We start from the raw sequence: 15753 nt of genomic DNA, 5'->3' as shown, positions 1-15753 counted from the left end.
ACGGTGGTCACGGAGCATCTGACCTATCCGGGGTTGATCAGTGTTGCGCGCATGCTCGGCATCAAACTGATCGGCGTCGCGATGGATGACGAGGGCGACGAACGTGGTACTCGTGAGTACAACATGGCACTGGGCGAGCGTCGTGCGAAAGCCGTTCAGCGCTACCTGGTACTGCAAGGTGTTTCCCCAGCTCAACTGGAGCTGGTTTCCTACGGTAAAGAGCGTCCAGTTGCTACTGGCCACGACGAGCAGTCCTGGGCTCAAAACCGTCGCGTCGAACTGCGTAAGTAATTCGTCATGCGAACGTGCCGTCGTGCTGTAACTGTTCTGGCTCTCAGTCTCGCACCGCTTGCGGTGTGGGCTGCGGTTCCTGTGGTCGACAACAACTCCGGCAATAGCGGGAGTAGTTATCCGCCTGCGGGTTACGGTACGAACGGCGCCTATGCCGGGGGAGGGGTTTCGGCCCCTGTCTCGGCACAGGGCGAGCTGTTCAACCAATTGCAATCCATGCAGGAGCAGATCTCACGCCAACAGGGTGTGATCGAAGTTCTGCAAAATGATGTAGCGCGCATGAAGCAAGAGAACCTGGAGCGATATCAGGATCTTGATCGGCGCATAGGAACCGGCGTTGCACCAGCCGCGACTCCTGATAATTCTTCCACCGGTGGTGATTTGAATGCACCCGCCGGTGCAGCAGCAGGCGCAAGTGCCGGAGCGGCCGCCGCTCAAGCACCCGCCGCGGGTAGCGAGCCGGCCGATCCGGCGAAGGAAAAACTGTATTACGATGCAGCCTTCGATTTGATCAAGGCCAAGGATTTCGACAAGGCCAGTCAGGCTTTTTCCGCTTTCCTGCGCAAGTACCCAAACAGCCAATACGCGGGCAATGCCCAGTACTGGTTGGGCGAAGTCAATTTGGCCAAGGGCGATCTGCAAGGTGCAGGTCAAGCATTTGCCAAGGTTTCGCAGCTGTACCCAAAGCACCCTAAAGTGCCTGATTCGCTGTACAAGCTGGCTGATGTAGAACGCCGCCTCGGTCATCCCGACAAGGTCAAAGGCATTCTGCAGCAGGTTGTGTCCCAATATCCGGGTACTTCCGCCGCTCAGCTGGCCCAGCGTGATCTGCAAAAAATGTAAGGGCTGCTTGACCCATATCGAAGAAACCCGCGCTTGTCGCGGGTTTTTTCGTTAGAATTCACGCCCTTTTTTATGAAACACGCTTTTTGGGATCTACGCGGTGGCGGGGTTCCTTGAAGTGCCTGACGGAGGCGGACAGCCTGTTTAGCTGTTATGCCCGTGGCGACTATGCAAGACACATTGAGAATCACCGAAGTTTTCTACTCGTTGCAGGGTGAAACGCGGACTGCCGGGCTGCCCACTGTTTTTGTGCGCCTGACCGGTTGCCCATTGCGTTGCCAATACTGCGACAGCGCCTACGCGTTCACTGGCGGCACTATTCGCACGCTCGACGACATCCTCGAGCAAGTGGCTGGTTTCCGCCCGCGTTATGTCTGTGTCACCGGCGGCGAGCCGTTGGCGCAACCTAATGCCATCCCATTGCTCAAGCAGTTGTGCGACGCCGGTTATGAAGTGTCACTGGAAACCAGTGGTTCTATCGACATCTCGGCGGTAGATTCCCGGGTCAGTCGCGTCGTCGACCTTAAAACTCCAGGGTCGAAAGAGGTGCACCGCAACCGCTACGAGAACATCGAACTGCTGACGCCCAACGACCAGGTGAAGTTTGTCATCTGCTCACGTGAAGACTACGACTGGGCCGTGTCCAAGCTGATCCAGTACGGTCTTGATCGACGGGCCGGCGAAGTGTTGTTCTCGCCAAGTCACCATGATCTGAATGCTCGGGATCTGGCGGACTGGGTGGTGGCGGACAACCTGCCAGTGCGCCTGCAATTGCAGCTGCACAAATATCTTTGGAATGACGAGCCGGGGCGTTGATATGACTGAACAACTGAACACTGCTGAAAAACGTGCAGTCATCCTGCTGTCCGGTGGCCTCGATTCGGCGACTGTCGTGGCCATGGCTCGCGCTGAAGGTTACCGCTGCTACACCATGAGCTTCGATTACGGTCAGCGTTCTCACGCCGAATTGCACGCCGCAGCCCGTGTCGCCCGCGACCTGGGTGTGGTTGAGCACAAAGTGATTGGTCTGAACCTGAATGGTATGGGCGGCTCGGCACTGACCGACAGTAGCATCGATATTCCGGAAACGCCGGGTGAAGGTATTCCTGTGACGTACGTGCCGGCGCGTAACACGGTGTTTTTGTCGTTGGCGCTGGGCTGGGCTGAAGTGCTCGGCGCGCGCGACATCTTTATCGGCGTGAACGCGGTGGATTACTCCGGTTACCCGGACTGTCGTCCCGAGTTCATCGAGTCGTTCGAACGCATGGCCAATCTGGCGACCAAAGCCGGCGTGGAAGGCAATGGCTTCCGCATCCAGGCACCACTGCAGAACCTGAGCAAGGCGCAGATCGTCGAGGCAGGTGTGAAGCTGGGCGTGGATTACGGGCTCACCGTTTCCTGCTATCAGGCCGACGATAAAGGCTACGCATGCGGCAAATGCGACAGCTGCCGACTGCGCGCGGAAGGCTTCGCGGCGGCCGGAATCACTGATCCAACCCCTTATTTTTGATTTATTTCAAATTAGGTGTTGAATAGTCCTTAAAAATCAGTATTATACGCGCCACCACACAGCGGGTCGTTAGCTCAGTTGGTAGAGCAGTTGGCTTTTAACCAATTGGTCGTAGGTTCGAATCCCACACGACCCACCATTTTTGTAGCAGTTTTAAAAGTCTGGAAGGCCCACGCAAGTGAGGATTTCCGGATTTTTTTTTGCCCGCGATTTGAGCTCGGCTCCGCGCGGGGCTGCACCGCGTGACGCAAGTCAGAATCATCTTTTGCATCCACGGGATATTCTGTAGCCTTGCGCAGCTTCAACGCTGTCCGTGCCTGATGAATACTCACTCTCCCGGCGGTACCCTGATGGGTCCGGAGCCGGGTGTATACTCGACTTTCGCGCGAAAGCGCCTGCAGGTCTTGCGAACATGACGCAGATTTCCGAACGCCTTCTGGTTCAAGCTCACCTCGACGCCAAGCAGCCCAAGCCGCTGACCGCCGAGGAAGAGGCTTATTACCGTGCCGCCATCGCTGCCGAGCTCAAGGCTCAGGACGCGGTGCTGGTTGCTCACTTCTATTGCGATCCGGTCATTCAGGCCCTGGCCGAAGAAACCGGTGGATGCGTCTCCGACTCGCTGGAGATGGCCCGCTTCGGCAACGCTCACCCGGCCAAGACCGTGGTGGTCGCCGGAGTAAAGTTCATGGGCGAAACCGCGAAAATCCTCAACCCTGAAAAGCGCGTGCTGATGCCGACTCTGGAAGCGACTTGTTCGCTGGACCTGGGTTGCCCGGTGGACGAGTTCTCGGCGTTCTGCGATCAGCACCCGGAACGCACGGTGGTGGTGTATGCCAACACGTCGGCGGCGGTCAAAGCCCGGGCGGACTGGGTGGTGACTTCCAGCTGTGCGCTGGAAATCGTCGAGAGCCTGATGGATAACGGCGAAACCATCATCTGGGGCCCGGACAAACACTTGGGCACCTACATTCAGCGCAAGACCGGTGCTGACATGTTGCTGTGGGACGGCGCCTGCATCGTTCACGAAGAGTTCAAGTCCAAGCAACTCGAAGACATGAAGGCGCTGTACCCGGATGCGGCGATTCTGGTGCACCCGGAGTCGCCGACGTCGGTGATCGAACTGGCGGACGCCGTCGGTTCCACCAGTCAGCTGATTGCAGCGGCGCAGAGCTTGCCGAACAAGACCCTGATCGTGGCTACCGACCGCGGCATCTTCTACAAGATGCAGCAGCTGTGCCCGGACAAGGTCTTCATCGAAGCGCCAACGGCCGGTAATGGCGCAGCGTGCCGCAGTTGCGCGCACTGCCCGTGGATGGCGATGAATACCCTTGAGCGGACGCTGAAGAGCTTGAAGGAGGGGACGAACGAGATCTTTGTTGACCCGGCGTTGATTCCGCAGGCGATTCGGCCGTTGAAGCGGATGCTCGACTTCACGCACGCCGCGCGAATGAAGTTGGCCGGTAACGCTTAAAGCAAAAAATGTGGGAGCGGGCTTGCTCGCGAAAGCGGTCGATCAGTCAACATTTACAGTGACTGAAACACTGCCTTCGCGAGCAAGCCCGCTCCCACATTGGTTTCTGTGTGGCTGGATTACTTGGTTTTCTTCGGAATCCGCACCAACTGCGTATTGGAATACATGTCATGCCAGCTGCGTTTCTGTTTGTCGAACAGCGACCAGAAGAACCCCAGCCCAACGCACAGCCAAGACGCAATCGACACCACAAACCGCAGCAGCGCCTGCCACAGGCTAATCGAGGATCCGTCGGCATTCTGCACGCGGATGCACCAGACCTGCATGCCCAGTGTCTGGCCGGACCAGGTCCAGAACTTGGCAAAGAACCCGAACAGCACAAAAAACAATACTGTCGACAGTAGCGGATCACCGTCGAGCGCGCCGGCCTCGGTCAGTGTGCGCATTTTTTCTTCGCCGAGGATCGCCATCTGAATCATCTTGTAAATGCCGCTGGTGACGATCAGCAGGGCGGTGCACAGCAGAAAATCATAGAACATCGCTGCCAGGCGACGACCCAGGCCGACAGCGGGAAAGTCGCCCTGGGGGTTGAGCAGGTGTTTCGACATGACAGCCTCTGGGCAGAAAAAAGAAGCCATTTTACGGATTTACGCGCACAAAAAAGCCCCTGATGTCAGCATCAGGGGCTTTTTCGTTACAGAAGATTAACCTTCTGCCTGTACCTCGTCAGCCTGCATGCCTTTCTGGCCTTGCACGGCAACGAAAGTCACTTTCTGGCCTTCTTTCAGGCTTTTGAAGCCGTTGCCCTGAATAGCGCGGAAATGCACGAACAGATCCGGCCCGCTTTCTGGAGTGATAAAACCAAACCCTTTCTCGTCGTTAAACCACTTGACGGTACCGCTCTGACGTGTGGACATTTCTTATTCCTTTGACGCAAAAAATTAATGACAGCCTCCTTCTCATGAAAGAGTACTGGGGCTGGTTGCAAGAGAGTAAGAAGACGTCGAACGGGATGTAGCTAACTTGTAGGCTACTGCCCAGGTCACGATTCCAAGCGACCCATGCAAACACAGTGAACAAACTCTACGCCAACTACGAGAGAAAAAACAAGCCCCGTGAGAGGCCCGGTTTTGCTCGGGTTGCTGCTCGTTAGTATGTTCACTAGTTCCGGCTTATTCGATACGGTTGTTCCATTGTTTTCGAACGTTATAAGCAACGTTCATAAACGAAACCTTGCACTGTTTTATGGCGGATGCGTTACAGATTAGTGCACTGTTAACGCAACCGCGTTACGTATAGAAACAGTCAATCAACCACGATAGTAGCGTTGTGGAACAAATGGCATTTTGCTTACAAGCAAGGGCACCTTTTTCCCACGGACAATCGCCCAAACGGGTGTGTCGATCGCGATGTAAGCACTGTCGAGGTAACCCATCGCCAATGGACCGCCCAGCGTCGGACCGAAACCACCGCTGCACACCGTTCCGATGATGTCGCCCGCTTCGTTGACGATTTCTGCGCCTTCACGCACCGGGGTACGTTCCTGAGGCAACAGACCCACGCGCTTGCGGCTCACGCCGGCGTGTTGCTGAGCGAATACGTTTTCAGCGCCAGGAAAGCCGCCGGCCCGCGCGCCATCGGCACGACGGGGCTTGGAGATCGCCCACAGCAGGCTCGCCTCGATCGGCGTGGTGTCGGTGTTCATGTCGTGCCCGTAGAGGCACAGGCCGGCTTCCAGGCGCAATGAGTCGCGCGCGCCGAGGCCGATGGCCGCCACTTCGGGTTCCGCCAGCAGCGCGCGAGCCAGGGCTTCGGCATTGGCGGCCGGGACCGAGATTTCGAAACCGTCTTCACCGGTGTAGCCCGAACGGCTGACAAAGCAGTCCACGCCCAGCAGCTTCACGCGAGCGAACTGCATGAAGGTCATCTTTGACACTTCAGGCGCCAGCCGTGCGAGCACGGCGACAGCGGCCGGACCTTGCAGGGCCAGCAACGCGCGCGCTTCGAACAGCGGTTCAATCGTGCATTGATTGTCAATGTGCTTGCGCAGGTGCGCCAGATCCTGATCCTTGCAAGCGGCGTTGACCACCAGGAACAGTTCATCATTGCCAAGGTTGGCGACCATCAGGTCGTCAAGAATGCCGCCAGTCTCGTTGGTGAACATCGCATAACGCTGCATGCCCACCGGCAAATCGACGATGTCCACCGGCACCAGGGTTTCCAGGGCTTTGGCGGCATTCGCACCGGTCAGGCGGATCTGGCCCATGTGCGACACGTCGAACAACCCCGCGTGATCACGGGTGTGCTGGTGTTCTTTCATCACACCCAGCGGGTATTGCACCGGCATGTCGTAGCCGGCGAATGGCACCATGCGCGCGCCGAGTTCGATGTGCAGGGCGTGCAGCGGGGTTTTCAGCAATGGTTCGGTGGACATATTCAGCTCCTGAAAAAGTCTGCGGATGCGCGAGCATCAGCACTCGATAATGTTGACCGCCAAACCGCCACGGGCGGTTTCCTTGTATTTGCTTTTCATGTCGGCGCCGGTCTGGCGCATGGTGCGAATGACCTTGTCCAGCGAGACAAAGTGCTGGCCGTCGCCGCGCAGGGCCATGCGCACTGCGTTGATGGCTTTCACCGAGCCCATGGCGTTGCGCTCGATGCACGGCACTTGCACCAGCCCGCCAATCGGGTCGCAGGTCAGGCCGAGGTTATGTTCCATGCCGATTTCCGCAGCGTTTTCCACCTGCGAAACGCTGCCGCCGAGCACTTCGCACAAGGCGCCGGCCGCCATCGAACAGGCCACGCCGACTTCGCCCTGACAACCGACTTCGGCGCCGGAGATCGAGGCGTTTTCCTTGTACAGAATGCCGATGGCGGCGGCGGTCAGCAGAAAGCGCACGACCCCATCGTCATTGGCACCGGGAATGAAGCGAATGTAGTAATGCAGCACCGCCGGGATGATGCCCGCCGCACCGTTAGTGGGCGCGGTGACGACGCGTCCGCCATTGGCGTTTTCTTCGTTGACGGCCAGGGCGTACAGGTTGACCCAGTCGAGCACTGACAAAGGATCGCGCAGCGCCGATTCCGGGTTCTTGCACAGTTGGCGATGCAGCGCGGCGGCGCGGCGTTTGACTTTCAAACCACCGGGCAGGATGCCTTCGTTGCGGCAACCGGCCTCAACGCAATCCTGCATCACTTGCCAGATGTTCAGCAGTCCGGCACGGGTTTGCGCTTCCGGGCGCCAGGCGCTTTCATTGGCCAGCATCAACTGGCTGATCGACAAGCCATGGGTGGCGCAATGACTGAGCAAGTCCTTGGCGCTTTTGAACGGGTAGGTCAGCGCAGTCGCGTCTTCGACGATGCGGTCGGCGCCGGCGGCGTCTTCATCGACGACAAAACCGCCACCGACCGAGTAGTACTCGCGGCTGCGGATTTGAATGCCCGCCGCATCGAACGCGCGAAAAATCATGCCGTTGGGGTGATAGGCCAGCGGTTTGCGAATCATCGCCAGGTGTTCTTTCTCATTGAACGCAATGCTGTGTTCGCCGAGCAGGTTCAAGCGACCGTTGCCACGAATTTCTTGCAGGCGGGCGGCGACGGTTTCGGTGTTCACGGTGTCCGGGTGTTCGCCTTCCAGGCCGAGCAGCACAGCCTTGTCGCTGCCGTGGCCCTTCCCGGTGGCGCCAAGCGAGCCGTAGAGCTCGACTTTGACGTTGTGGGTCGCGGCCAACTGCCCTTCACGACGTAACCCTTCGGCGAAACGCGCGGCGGCGCGCATCGGGCCGACGGTGTGGGAACTGGAGGGACCGATGCCAATCTTGAACAGGTCGAACACGCTTAACGACATGGTTGTTCTCCGGTTTCTTGTTATGGGAATTCGCGGAATCTGGGGCATTGCACGGACCCTGTGGGAGCGAGCTTGCTCGCGATAGCGGTCTTTCAGTCGACATCAATTGTGAATGTCAGTCCGTCATCGCGAGCAAGCTCGCTCCCACAGGGTTTTGTGGTGTTGTCGAAAGTGGGGGCTAGTGCCTCGCCCCCACTGGTTTAAGCGTAGCTTTCGATCGACGGGCAGGCGCACACCAGGTTGCGATCGCCAAACACGTTGTCGACGCGACCGACCGGTGGCCAGTATTTGCCTTCGATCAACGATGCCACCGGGTACACCGCTTGCTCACGGCTGTACGGATGCGTCCACTCGCCGACGATTTCCGCCGCGGTGTGCGGGGCGTTTTTCAACGGGTTGTCTTCCTTGTCCAGCGTGCCGTTTTCCACCGCGCGGATTTCCTCGCGGATGTGGATCATCGCGTCGCAGAAGCGGTCGAGTTCTTCCTTGGATTCGCTTTCGGTCGGCTCGATCATCAGCGTGCCCGCCACCGGGAACGACATGGTCGGCGCGTGGAAACCGAAGTCGATCAAACGCTTGGCGACGTCATCGACGCTGATGCCGCTGCTGTCTTTCAACGGACGCAGGTCGAGGATGCATTCGTGCGCCACCAACCCATTGCTGCCGGTGTAGAGCACTGGGTAGTGCTCTTCGAGGCGACGGGAAATGTAGTTGGCATTGAGGATTGCCAATTGCGAAGCGCGCTTCAGACCAGCGCCGCCCATCATGCGGATGTACATCCAGGTGATCGGCAAAATGCTTGCGCTGCCGAACGGTGCCGCGCAGACCGCGCCTTCTTTGCGTTCCATCTGCGCGTGGCCCGGCAGGAACGGGGTCAGGTGCGATTTCACGCCAATCGGGCCGACGCCCGGGCCGCCACCGCCGTGGGGGATGCAGAAGGTTTTGTGCAGGTTCAGGTGCGAGACGTCGCCGCCGAACTTGCCCGGCGCGCAGAGGCCGACCATCGCGTTCATGTTGGCGCCGTCGATGTACACCTGGCCGCCGTGGTCGTGAATGATGCCGCAGATTTCGCGGATGCCTTCTTCGAACACACCGTGGGTCGACGGGTAAGTGATCATCAGCGCCGCGAGGTGTTCGCGGTGCTCGATGGCCTTGGCGCGCAGGTCTTCGATGTCGACGTTGCCACGGGCATCGCACGCGGTGACGACCACGCGCATACCGGCCATGTTGGCGGTCGCCGGGTTGGTGCCGTGGGCGGACGACGGGATCAGGCAGATGTCGCGACGGTCGTCGCCACGGCTCTGGTGATAAGCACGAATCGCCAACAGGCCGGCGTATTCACCCTGGGAACCGGCGTTCGGTTGCAGCGAGATCGCGTCGTAACCGGTGGCGGCGCAGAGCATCGCTTCCAGTTCGTCGGTCAGTTGCTGGTAACCGGCGCTTTGCGCGGCCGGGGCGAACGGGTGCAGGGCACCGAATTCAGCCCAGGTCACCGGGATCATTTCGCTGGCGGCGTTGAGTTTCATGGTGCACGAGCCTAGCGGGATCATCGTGCGATCCAGCGCCAGGTCCTTGTCGGCGAGCTTGCGCAGGTAGCGCATCAGCTCGGTTTCCGAGTGGTAACGGTTGAACACCGGATGGCTGAGGATCGGCGATTGACGCGCCAGTGCGGCCGGCATCGTGCTGACCACGGACGTGGCGAGGGCGGCGAAGTCTGGCAGCGCTTTGCCGTCGGCCAGCAAAGCCCACAAGGCTTCAACGTCCGCTGGCGACGTGGTTTCGTCGAGGGACAGGCCCAGACGTTCAGCATCGATCACACGCAGGTTGATCTGATGGGCGTGCGCCTTGTCGTGCAGCTTGGCGGTGTTGGCGCCGGTGTTGAGGGTCAGGGTGTCGAAGAAGCTTTGCTGCTCAACCTGCAGACCGATGGCGTTCAAGCCCTTGGCCAGAATCGCCGTTAGGTGATGCACGCGGTTGGCGATTTGCGTCAGGCCTTTCGGGCCGTGGTACACGGCGTACATGCTGGCGATGTTGGCCAGCAGCACTTGGGCGGTGCAGATGTTCGACGTGGCTTTCTCGCGGCGGATATGTTGCTCGCGCGTCTGCATCGCCAGGCGCAGGGCCGGTTTGCCGAAGCGGTCCACGGACACACCGACCAGACGGCCCGGCATGTCGCGCTTGAACGCGTCCTTGGTGGAGAAGAAAGCCGCATGCGGGCCACCGAAGCCCAGCGGTACGCCGAAACGTTGCGCGCTACCGATGGCGACGTCGGCACCGAACTCGCCCGGCGGCGTCAGCACGGTCAGGGCCAGCAGGTCGGCGGCGACGGCGACCAAGGCGTTGGCGGCGTGGAAGCGCTCGGTCAGTTCGCGGTAATCAAACACGTCACCGTTGCTGGCCGGGTATTGCAGCAGCGCGCCGAAGAACGGTGTCACGTCGGTCAGTGCGAGCTCGTCGCCGACCACCACGTCAATGCCCAACGGCTCGGCACGGGTGCGCAGCACGTCGAGGGTTTGCGGGTGGCAATGCACGGAGGCGAAGAAGGCGTGGCTGCCCTTGTTCTTGCTCAGGCGTTTGCAGAAGGTCATCGCTTCGGCAGCGGCGGTGGCTTCGTCCAGCAAGGAAGCGTTGGCAATCGGCAGGCCGGTGAGGTCGCTGATCAGGGTCTGGAAGTTCAGCAGCGCTTCGAGACGGCCCTGGGAAATCTCTGGTTGGTACGGGGTGTAGGCGGTGTACCAGGCCGGATTTTCCAGCAGGTTGCGCAGGATCGGCGACGGCGTGTGCGTGCCGTAGTAACCCTGGCCGATGAACGTCTTGAACAGCTGGTTTTTGCCGGCGATGGATTTGATCAGCGCCAGGGCATCGGCCTCGCTCAGGCCGTCTTCGAGGCCGAGGACGCTGGTGCCTTTGATGCTGTCCGGAATGACGCTGGCGCTCAGGGCTTCCAGGGAGTCGAAACCGAGGCTGTTGAGCATGGCTTGTTCGTCGCCGGCACGCGGGCCGATGTGGCGAGCGATGAATTCGTTGGCGGTGCTTATGTTTACAACGGCAGGGTTTACTTGAGTCATGTCGGCGCTCCTCAGGCTTCAGCGTTGGCTTTGATCAGACGGTCGTAAGCGTCTTGATCCAACAGTTTGGCGACCGCCAAGGCGTCGGTCGGTTGAAAGCGGAAGAACCAGCCTTCGCCCAGCGGCGCTTCGTTGACCAGTTCCGGGCTGTTGTCGAGCGCCGGGTTTACTTCCAGCACTTCGCCGTCGAGGGGCATGTACACGCCGCTGGCGGCTTTTACCGATTCCACGGTGGCGGCTTCGTCGCCTTTTTTGTAGGACTGCAGCTCCGGCAGTTGTACGAAAACCACGTCGCCCAGGGCGTTCTGCGCGAAAGCGGTGATGCCGACTGTGACGCTGCCGTCAGCTTCGGTGCGCAGCCATTCGTGGTCTTCAGTAAAACGCAACTCGCTCATGGAAACTCCTAAGGGGGGCCAGACTTGTCTGGTGGACGCGATTGAATGCTTGGGCAAAAGCCCTGCTTTATGAGTGGTTGCTTAGCAAAATCGCGGCCAAACTTATTAAGTTCTTATAAATCAATAAGTTGAGCGGCATGGAAGTGCGAGTAAATCGGATGACTGTAGCGAAATCGCTACAGTCTGAAGCGAAGAAAAAAGCGTATTGGGATCAAAGCCTTGCACAGCGGTGATCTGGTGCGGGTGTATCGATATCGTTCCGCTGTAGCGCTTTCAGTACAGGTGAAGGTCGCTTTTGAGCACGATTTTGAACATGGCCGCAAACCCCTGTGGGAGCGGGCTTGCTCGCGAATGGCTGTGTGTCAGGCAACGTTGATGTCGACTGACACTTCGCATTCGCGAGCAAGCCCGCTCCCACATTTTTGACCGAGTAAGGCTTACGGCTTGTTGGGAATGCCGTACTTGCGCAATCGATGGGCAATCGCGGTGTGGGAGGTTTGCAGCCGACTGGCCAGTTGCCGCGTCGACGGATAGCTGACGTACAGCTTTTCCAGCAGGGTTTTCTCGAACGCTTCCACCGCTTGCTCAAGGCTGTCGACTTCGCTGTCACTCTGGCGCGCCACCGAGGTGCCGGCGATGTCGAGGTCGCCGATGTCCACCAGGCTGCTTTCGCAGATTGCCGCCGCGCGAAAGATCACGTTCTGCAATTGGCGCACGTTGCCGGGCCAGCGATTGCACAGCAGCGCCGGATAGGTGCCGGGCGCGAGACGACAGACCGGACGCTGGATTTGCGCGCAGGCCTGCTGCATGAAATAGCGGGCCAACAGCAAAATGTCCTGGCCGCGTTCCCGCAGCGGCGGCACTTCGACGTTGAGCACGTTGAGGCGATAGAACAGGTCTTCGCGAAACGAGCCTTCGCCGACCATTTTTTCCAGATCGCGGTGGGTCGCGCTGAGGATGCGTACGTTGACCTTTACCTCGCGGTCACCGCCGACGCGACGGAAGCTGCCATCGTTCAAAAACCGCAGCAATTTCGCCTGCAAGTACGGCGACATCTCGCCGATCTCGTCGAGGAACACCGTGCCCTGGTTGGCCAGTTCCATCAGGCCCGGTTTGCCACCGCGTTGCGCACCGGTGAAGGCGCCGGGGGCGTAGCCGAACAGTTCGCTTTCGGCGAGGTTCTCTGGCAATGCCGCGCAATTCAACGCGAGGAACGGTGCGCTGTGCCGGGCGCTGATAGCGTGACAGGCGCGGGCCACCAGTTCTTTGCCGGTGCCGGTTTCACCTTGAATCAACAGCGGCGCATCCAGCGCCGCGACCCGTTGCGCGCGAGCCTTTAGCGTGCGGATCGCCGGGGACTCGCCCAGCAACGCATCGAAGCCTTCGGCGTGGTCGTGGTGCAGCGCCGACAGGCGTTCACCGATGCGGTTCGGTTGATACAGCGTCAGCAACGCGCCGGCGTCGGTGATCGGCGTGGCGTCCAGCAGCAAGGTCTGGCCATTGACGGTGATCTCGCGCAGCGGCAAACGGAAGCCGTGCTCCAGCAACGCGTCGAGCAGCGCCGGATCGGCAAACAGCTCGGCGACGCTTTCGCCCGCCGGCTCGCGGCCATACAACGCAATCAGCGCCGGGTTGGCCAGCAGCACCTTGCCGGCGCTGTCGAGCGCCAATACCGGGTCGGTCATGGCGGCGAGCAATGCGTCGAGCTGCAAGTGGCGGCGCTGGCCGGGAAGGATGTCGACCACCGTCATCGCCTGCACGCCGCGCACACTCAGCAGGGCATCGCGCAGCTCTTCCAGCACGTCCGGGCTCAGGGTCGGGGCGTCGATGTAGACATTGGGCGGAACCATTTCCACCGCATCCAGATTGAGATTGCGCCCACCGAGCAGGGCCAGGACTTCCTGGGTGATGCCGACGCGGTCGATGAAGCTGACGTGGATACGCATGGGGCAGTTTTTTTAATCTGACGTGCGGAGGGTGGCAAGTATGCCTTGGGGCGGGCGAATGGTGAAATCCTGCGACGCGCAACCCTGTGGGAGCGGGCTTGCTCGCGAAAGCGGTGTGTCAGGCAGCATTGACGACGACTGATACGGCGCTTTCGCGAGCAACCCCGCTCCCACAGATTGTGCGTTCGCAGATGTATCGGATTATTCCAAGTGCTCCGGTTTCACCGGGTCACCGGATTTGACGTCGAGCTGCGCCCGCACGTCCTCGAACATGGCGTCGTAGACGTTGTGCATCGAGGTGATACTGGCGTCCTTGGGCATACCGTACTTTTGCGCGCGATGCATGGCATGCCGGGCGAAGTCGAACGCCTGGTCCTTGGGCAGGAAGAAATCCTCTTTCACGTCCTTGCCCTCGATGCTGCCATGCATCTTGAACAGCATGCCTTTGCCTTCCGTGGGGTCCTGTGTGACTTCGTAATCGATGCACAGGTTGTAACTGAAATCGTCTTTGTTCAGCGCATGGCGCTCGATGTGCAAATGACCCGGCTCAAACGTTGCCATTGACGTTGCTCCTTACAAATAAGTAATGCCAGGTGTCGCCGTGCTGATGCGGGTGCCGGCCTTGCCCTGGACGATCGCTTCGATGTCCGAGAGTGAACCGATGACCGCGACTTTGCCAGTTTTGCGGGCGAACTCGCAGGCCGCCTGGACCTTCGGCCCCATCGAGCCTGCGGCGAAGCCGAGTTTTTCCATGTCGTCCGGGTGGGCCTGGGCGATGGCTTTTTGCGTGGGTTTGCCGAAGTCGATGAACGCCGCGTTGACGTCGGTGGCGATCACCAGCAAGTCGCTTTCAAGCTGTTCGGCCAGCAGCGCCGAGCACAGGTCTTTGTCGATCACGGCTTCCACGCCTTGCAGCTTGCCGTGGGCGCCGTACATCGTCGGAATGCCGCCGCCGCCGGCGCAGATCACGATGCTGCCTTTTTCCAGCAGCCACTTGATCGGGCGGATTTCGAAGATGCGTTTCGGTCTGGGGCTGGCCACCACGCGGCGGTATTTATCGCCGTCCGGGGCAATCGCCCAGCCTTTTTCGGCGGCGAGTTTTTCGGCTTCGGCTTTGGCGTAGACCGGGCCGATAGGTTTGGTCGGGTTCTGGAAGGCCGGGTCGTTGGCGTCGACTTCAACCTGGGTCAGCAGCGTGGCGAAGGGCACTTCGAAGTCCAGCAGATTGCCCAGTTCCTGCTCGATGATGTAGCCGATCATGCCTTCGGTTTCGGCACCGAGCACGTCCAGCGGATACGGCGAAACCTGGGTGTACGCGGCCGCTTGCAGCGACAGCAGGCCGACTTGCGGGCCATTGCCGTGGGCGATGACCAGTTGGTTGCCGGCGTAGATCTTGGCGATCTGTTCGGTGGCAATCCGGATGTTGGCGCGTTGATTGTCCGCGGTCATGGGTTCACCACGGCGGAGCAGGGCGTTACCGCCCAGGGCAACGACGATACGCATGATTCAGTCCTTCTACAGAGAGCTGGCAACCGACTCGGCCTACTGTGGGAGCGGGCTTGCTCGCGAAAGCGGTGGGTCAGGCAAAGCAATGCAAACTGACACAGCGCATTCGCGAGCAAGCCCGCTCCCACATTGACCGAGTTCGATCGGTGGGAGTGCGCGGGCTGTTAGATATCCGCCAACGCCGACACCAGGATCGCCTTGATGGTGTGCATGCGGTTTTCCGCTTGCTCGAAGGCGATGTTGGCCGGCGATTCGAAGACTTCTTCCGTCACCTCAACGCCATTGGCCAGGTGCGGATAACGCGCGGCGATGTCCTTGCCGACCTTGGTTTCGCTGTTGTGGAACGCCGGCAGGCAGTGCATGAACTTCACGCGCGGGTTGCCTGAAGCCTTCATCATTTTCGCGTTGACCTGGTACGGCAGCAGTTGCTCGATGCGCTCGTCCCACGCTTCCACCGGTTCACCCATCGACACCCAGATATCGGTGTGGATGAAGTCCACGCCCTTGACCGCTTCTTTCGGGTCTTCGGTGATGGTGATGCGCGCACCGCTGTCCTCGGCGAAGGCTTTGCACTGGGCGATGAAGTCCGCGTGCGGCCACAGCGCTTTCGGTGCGGCGATGCGCACGTCCATGCCCAGTTTGGCGCCGATCATCAGCAGCGAGTTGCCCATGTTGTAGCGGGCATCGCCGAGGTAGGCGTAGCTGATCTCATGCAGCGGCTTGTCGCTGTGTTCGCGCATGGTCAGGGTGTCGGCGATCATTTGCGTCGGGTGGAATTCAGACGGCGCAACACTCGGCTCCCGGCGCGCTGTTGGTCGATGTGCTGGGTTCCAGCCATCGTTCCATCGAATGGCGCGGCGAACGATTGATCTGTGA

General features: G+C 59.9%; 14 protein-coding genes, 1 tRNA gene and 1 pseudogene. 6 read left to right on the top strand and 10 right to left on the bottom strand.

The features are described from left to right. The 6 genes from ACQKP4_RS25905 to nadA form a co-directional block, all read left to right on the top strand. The coding region (locus tag ACQKP4_RS25905; RefSeq protein WP_427636763.1) for an OmpA family protein at positions 1-291 on the top strand (291 nt) is incomplete at its 5' end. A gap of 6 nt (positions 292-297) precedes the next feature. Next, entirely contained in the window at positions 298-1134 is an 837-nt protein-coding gene (gene ybgF, locus ACQKP4_RS25900) for a tol-pal system protein YbgF (RefSeq protein WP_427636762.1), read from the top strand. Between the two features lie 168 nt (positions 1135-1302). Beyond that, on the top strand, positions 1303-1950 hold the full coding sequence (gene queE / locus ACQKP4_RS25895) for a 7-carboxy-7-deazaguanine synthase QueE (protein ID WP_427636761.1): 648 nt from the start codon (positions 1303-1305) through the stop codon (positions 1948-1950). Position 1951: 1 nt separating this feature from the next. Beyond that, positions 1952-2644: a 7-cyano-7-deazaguanine synthase QueC gene (queC, locus tag ACQKP4_RS25890; RefSeq protein ID WP_427636760.1), complete on the top strand. Its 693-nt coding sequence runs from the start codon at positions 1952-1954 to the stop codon at positions 2642-2644. A 63-nt stretch (positions 2645-2707) separates the two neighbouring features. Continuing rightward, positions 2708-2783: transfer RNA gene (locus ACQKP4_RS25885), tRNA-Lys, on the top strand. A gap of 273 nt (positions 2784-3056) precedes the next feature. Continuing rightward, positions 3057-4115, top strand: a complete 1059-nt coding sequence (nadA, locus tag ACQKP4_RS25880) for a quinolinate synthase NadA (RefSeq protein WP_427636759.1) — start codon at positions 3057-3059, stop codon at positions 4113-4115. 119 nt (positions 4116-4234) lie between these two features. Here nadA and ACQKP4_RS25875 read toward each other — a convergent pair whose 3' ends face one another. The 10 genes and pseudogenes from ACQKP4_RS25875 to ACQKP4_RS25830 form a co-directional block, all read right to left on the bottom strand. Continuing rightward, positions 4235-4723: an RDD family protein gene (locus ACQKP4_RS25875; protein WP_427636758.1), complete on the bottom strand. Its 489-nt coding sequence runs from the start codon at positions 4721-4723 to the stop codon at positions 4235-4237. A 96-nt stretch (positions 4724-4819) separates the two neighbouring features. After that, the gene (locus tag ACQKP4_RS25870; RefSeq protein ID WP_003237709.1) at positions 4820-5032 is read right to left on the bottom strand and encodes a cold-shock protein; all 213 of its coding nucleotides are present in this window, start codon (positions 5030-5032) and stop codon (positions 4820-4822) included. A gap of 392 nt (positions 5033-5424) precedes the next feature. After that, the gene (gcvT, locus tag ACQKP4_RS25865) at positions 5425-6549 is read right to left on the bottom strand and encodes a glycine cleavage system aminomethyltransferase GcvT (protein WP_427636756.1); all 1125 of its coding nucleotides are present in this window, start codon (positions 6547-6549) and stop codon (positions 5425-5427) included. A 36-nt stretch (positions 6550-6585) separates the two neighbouring features. Further along, on the bottom strand, positions 6586-7962 hold the full coding sequence (locus tag ACQKP4_RS25860) for an L-serine ammonia-lyase (protein ID WP_427636754.1): 1377 nt from the start codon (positions 7960-7962) through the stop codon (positions 6586-6588). 200 nt (positions 7963-8162) lie between these two features. Further along, positions 8163-11030, bottom strand: coding sequence for an aminomethyl-transferring glycine dehydrogenase (gcvP, locus tag ACQKP4_RS25855; RefSeq protein ID WP_427636752.1), 2868 nt, complete (start codon positions 11028-11030; stop codon positions 8163-8165). Between the two features lie 11 nt (positions 11031-11041). Further along, positions 11042-11425 (bottom strand): glycine cleavage system protein GcvH, encoded by a 384-nt coding sequence (gcvH, locus tag ACQKP4_RS25850; RefSeq protein ID WP_427636750.1) that lies wholly within the window; start codon positions 11423-11425, stop codon positions 11042-11044. Positions 11426-11862: 437 nt separating this feature from the next. Beyond that, entirely contained in the window at positions 11863-13371 is a 1509-nt protein-coding gene (locus ACQKP4_RS25845; RefSeq protein ID WP_427636748.1) for a sigma-54-dependent transcriptional regulator, read from the bottom strand. 201 nt (positions 13372-13572) lie between these two features. After that, positions 13573-13932, bottom strand: coding sequence for a DUF5064 family protein (locus ACQKP4_RS25840; RefSeq protein WP_427636746.1), 360 nt, complete (start codon positions 13930-13932; stop codon positions 13573-13575). Between the two features lie 12 nt (positions 13933-13944). Further along, the gene (gene arcC, locus ACQKP4_RS25835; protein ID WP_427636744.1) at positions 13945-14874 is read right to left on the bottom strand and encodes a carbamate kinase; all 930 of its coding nucleotides are present in this window, start codon (positions 14872-14874) and stop codon (positions 13945-13947) included. A gap of 167 nt (positions 14875-15041) precedes the next feature. Next, positions 15042-15656 (bottom strand): annotated as a pseudogene (locus tag ACQKP4_RS25830) (ornithine carbamoyltransferase); the annotation flags it as partial. Between the last annotated feature and the right edge of the window lie 97 nt (positions 15657-15753).

The organism is Pseudomonas sp. NPDC086278, assembly GCF_050280905.1.
In the GTDB taxonomy this organism is placed as follows: Bacteria; Pseudomonadota; Gammaproteobacteria; order Pseudomonadales; family Pseudomonadaceae; genus Aquipseudomonas.
This window is presented reverse-complemented; position numbering and strand designations above follow the sequence as displayed.